This window comes from Duncaniella sp. (assembly GCF_029054785.1).
In the GTDB taxonomy this organism is placed as follows: domain Bacteria; phylum Bacteroidota; class Bacteroidia; order Bacteroidales; family Muribaculaceae; genus Duncaniella.
Map to the genome: position 1 here is coordinate 1 of NZ_JAIDEN010000169.1, position 3,222 is coordinate 3,222.

Consider the following 3,222-nt stretch of genomic DNA (forward strand, 5'->3'; position numbering starts at 1 on the left):
CGATATAACTCAGCAATAAACGCACTTGACACAGCATGAAAGGAATCGTACTGGCAGGCGGATCGGGCACACGTCTTTACCCGATCACCAAGGGAGTCAGCAAACAGATGCTCCCGATCTATGACAAGCCGATGATCTATTACCCGATCTCAACACTGATGCTGGCCGGTATCAGAGAGATATTGATCATTTCAACCCCTATGGATCTCCCCGGTTTCAAGCGCCTGCTTGGCGACGGAAGCGATTTCGGTGTTCACTTTGAATATGCCGAACAGCCCTCGCCTGACGGTCTGGCTCAGGCTTTTATCATCGGCAAAGACTTCATCGGCGATGACTGCGCCTGCCTTGTGCTCGGTGACAATATTTTTCATGGAGCCGGTTTTTCAGGACTGCTGCAAGAATCAGTCAGAGCTGCTGAAGAGGAAAACAAAGCGACAGTGTTCGGCTATTGGGTCAGCGACCCTGAACGCTATGGCGTTGCTGAGTTCGACAAGGATGGTAATTGTCTTTCGATCGAGGAGAAGCCGGAACATCCGAAGTCGAACTATGCGGTTGTCGGGCTTTATTTCTATCCCAACAAGGTTGTCGATGTGGCTTCGCGCATCAAGCCTTCGGCCCGCGGCGAGCTTGAGATCACGACTGTCAACCAGGAGTTTCTCAAGGACGGTGAACTCCGGGTGCAGACTCTGCCGAGAGGTTTTGCATGGCTCGACACCGGTACCCACGATTCTCTTGCCGAGGCCTCGATCTATGTCGAGGTGCTTGAAAAACGTCAGGGCCTGAAGATTGCCTGTCTGGAAGGCATCGCCTACCGTCAGGGCTGGATTTCGCGCGAACGGATGCTTGAAATCGCAAAACCGATGCTCAAAAACCAATACGGTCAATATCTTATGAAGGTTGTCGACGAGATCGACCGCACAGACTCTCCGAATCTCGACTGAAACCAATCCCACCAGTAGTCTCTATCAATAAATTCAAATGGAAGTAATAAAAACTGATATAGAAGGAGTTGTAATCATCGAACCGCGTATTTTCGCCGACTCCCGCGGCTATTTTTTCGAAAGCTATTCCAAACGTGAGTTCGATGAAAAGGTGCGGCCCGTAGATTTCGTGCAGGACAATGAAAGCTGTTCAAGCTACGGAGTGATGCGTGGTATCCACTTCCAGGCGCCTCCGTTCACACAGTCAAAACTTGTGCGCTGTGTCAAGGGCCGTGTGCTTGACGTCGCAGTCGACATCCGCAAAGGCTCTCCGACCTACGGACAACATGTGGCCGTAGAGCTTTCCGAAGACAACCACCGTCAGTTTTTTGTTCCCCGCGGCTTTGCCCACGGTTTCGCCGTATTGTCAGACATCGCAGTCTTCCAATATAAATGTGACAACTACTATGCGCCTGAGGCCGACGGAGGCATCTCCATCCAGGACACCTCGCTCGGCATCGACTGGCTGATAGATCCGTCCAAGGCAATACTGAGCGATAAAGACCTGCGCCATCCGCTGCTCAAGGACTTCGACTCTCCGTTTGACTACTCAACCGATCTCTACGATATCAGGTAAGATCAATCCATTTTAAATCCCCCAAAACACCCCACATGCGAATACTTGTCACAGGAGGCAACGGCCAGTTGGGCAACAGCCTGAAAAAAGCCGCAGAAAAGTCTCCGAACGAATATATTTTTACTGATGCCGATGACATCGACATCACTGATCCTGAAGCCGTCGCTCTGGGCGTTGGCTGCAATGACTTCCAGGCAATAGTCAACTGTGCGGCCTACACCAATGTCGACCGGGCCGAAGAGCAGGAGGACATTGCCGAGAAAATCAATGCCACCGCTGTCGGCTACCTTGCCAAAGCCGCCGCCGACAACGGCATTCCCCTGATCCAGATCTCGACCGACTATGTTTTCGGAGGCAATCTTGGCAACACCCCGCGCTCTGAGGAGGAACCGCTCAACCCGACCGGAGCCTATGGTCGCACAAAGCTCCACGGAGAGGAAGAGATACTCAAAAGCGGTTGCCGTTATCTGATCATCCGCACCGCATGGCTCTATTCGGAATACGGCAAAAACTTTGTCAAGACCATGCTCAACCTTACGTCGACACGCCCGCAGCTCAATGTAGTCTTCGATCAGGCCGGAACCCCGACCTACGCCCAGGACCTCGCCGACGCGATCGTCGACATCATCGACAACGGAAAACTTGACGGCAACGAAGGGATCTACCACTACTCCAACGAAGGAGTCTGCTCGTGGTACGACTTCACGAAGATGATCGCCGAGTATTCCGGCAACACCGGCTGCGACATCCGGCCATGTCATTCCGACGAATTTCCCTCACCGGTGGTCCGTCCGTCATATTCTGTTCTTGACAAAACCAAATTCAAGAAAACTTTCGGCCTTGAAATCCCCTACTGGACCGACTCTCTGAAAACATGTCTCAAAAATCTGAAATGTCTATGCTGAATAAAATCCGGGAGAAAAAATGGATCTTCAGATCTCTGCTGCAATCCATCTGCTTCAACTTCCGCCATCTGCCCCTGCACCAGGCATGGAAATTGCCGATTTTGTTTTACAAGCCTCAAAATCTGAAATGCACCGGCAAAATCGAGTTCAACTGTCCTGTAAGATTCGGCATGGTCAGACTTGGTATCAACCTTGTGTCAATCTACCCGAATTCCGGCATAAGATTCGAAAACCACGGCAAAATCATATTCAACGGCAAACTGACAATCGGAAACGCGTCTGCAATCTCGGTTGGCGAATCCGGAACCTTGACATTCGGAAGCGATGTCGTTGTGACATGCGCAATGAAACTTGCATGTTATGACAGAATTACGTTTGAAGACAATGTTCTGGTCGGATGGGACTGCCTGTTCATTGACACCGATTTCCATCAGCTGACATCAGTTCCTCCCCGTCCCTACAAGGCCTACGGCCCGATTCATGTCGGTCACAATACTTGGGTTGCCACAGGCTGCAAGTTCTATAAAAACGCATCAGTTCCGCCGGAATGCGTGGTAGGAGCCGACACCATATTACATCAACCAGTTGATTGCCCCCCGAAATCTCTCATATCGAATGAACGGAAAACGGTTGTACACTCCACCTCTGTCTATCTCGACAGAAATCAAGATACAATCATATATTCCTCAACGCATTAAATCATTTTAAACCATTAGATTATTCTTTAAAACAAATGAAGCATAACATACTTATCACAGGT

General features: G+C 50.3%; 4 protein-coding genes. All 4 read left to right on the plus strand.

The features are described 5' to 3' along the window. The first annotated feature begins 35 nt into the window (after positions 1-35). The 4 genes from rfbA to K2H17_RS10410 are packed head-to-tail and all read left to right on the plus strand — an operon-like array spanning position 36 to position 3,160. Complete coding sequence (gene rfbA, locus K2H17_RS10395) at positions 36-941, plus strand: glucose-1-phosphate thymidylyltransferase RfbA (RefSeq protein ID WP_300134514.1); 906 nt, start codon at positions 36-38, stop codon at positions 939-941. 37 nt (positions 942-978) lie between these two features. After that, positions 979-1,557, plus strand: coding sequence for a dTDP-4-dehydrorhamnose 3,5-epimerase (gene rfbC, locus K2H17_RS10400; RefSeq protein WP_300134516.1), 579 nt, complete (start codon positions 979-981; stop codon positions 1,555-1,557). A 35-nt stretch (positions 1,558-1,592) separates the two neighbouring features. Further along, the gene (rfbD, locus tag K2H17_RS10405; protein WP_300134518.1) at positions 1,593-2,462 is read left to right on the plus strand and encodes a dTDP-4-dehydrorhamnose reductase; all 870 of its coding nucleotides are present in this window, start codon (positions 1,593-1,595) and stop codon (positions 2,460-2,462) included. Then, positions 2,456-3,160 (plus strand): hypothetical protein, encoded by a 705-nt coding sequence (locus tag K2H17_RS10410; protein ID WP_300134520.1) that lies wholly within the window; start codon positions 2,456-2,458, stop codon positions 3,158-3,160. The genes rfbD and K2H17_RS10410 overlap by 7 nt, the downstream gene beginning before the upstream one ends. Positions 3,161-3,222 lie beyond the last annotated feature (62 nt).

What these genes read in the sequence shown, in the direction of transcription:
- rfbA (WP_300134514.1), top strand. Translation starts at nt 36, where the DNA reads ATGAAAGGAATCGTACTGGCAGGCGGATCGGGCACACGTCTTTACCCG.
- rfbC (WP_300134516.1), top strand. Translation starts at nt 979, where the DNA reads ATGGAAGTAATAAAAACTGATATAGAAGGAGTTGTAATCATCGAACCG.
- rfbD (WP_300134518.1), top strand. Translation starts at nt 1,593, where the DNA reads ATGCGAATACTTGTCACAGGAGGCAACGGCCAGTTGGGCAACAGCCTG.
- K2H17_RS10410 (WP_300134520.1), top strand. Translation starts at nt 2,456, where the DNA reads ATGCTGAATAAAATCCGGGAGAAAAAATGGATCTTCAGATCTCTGCTG.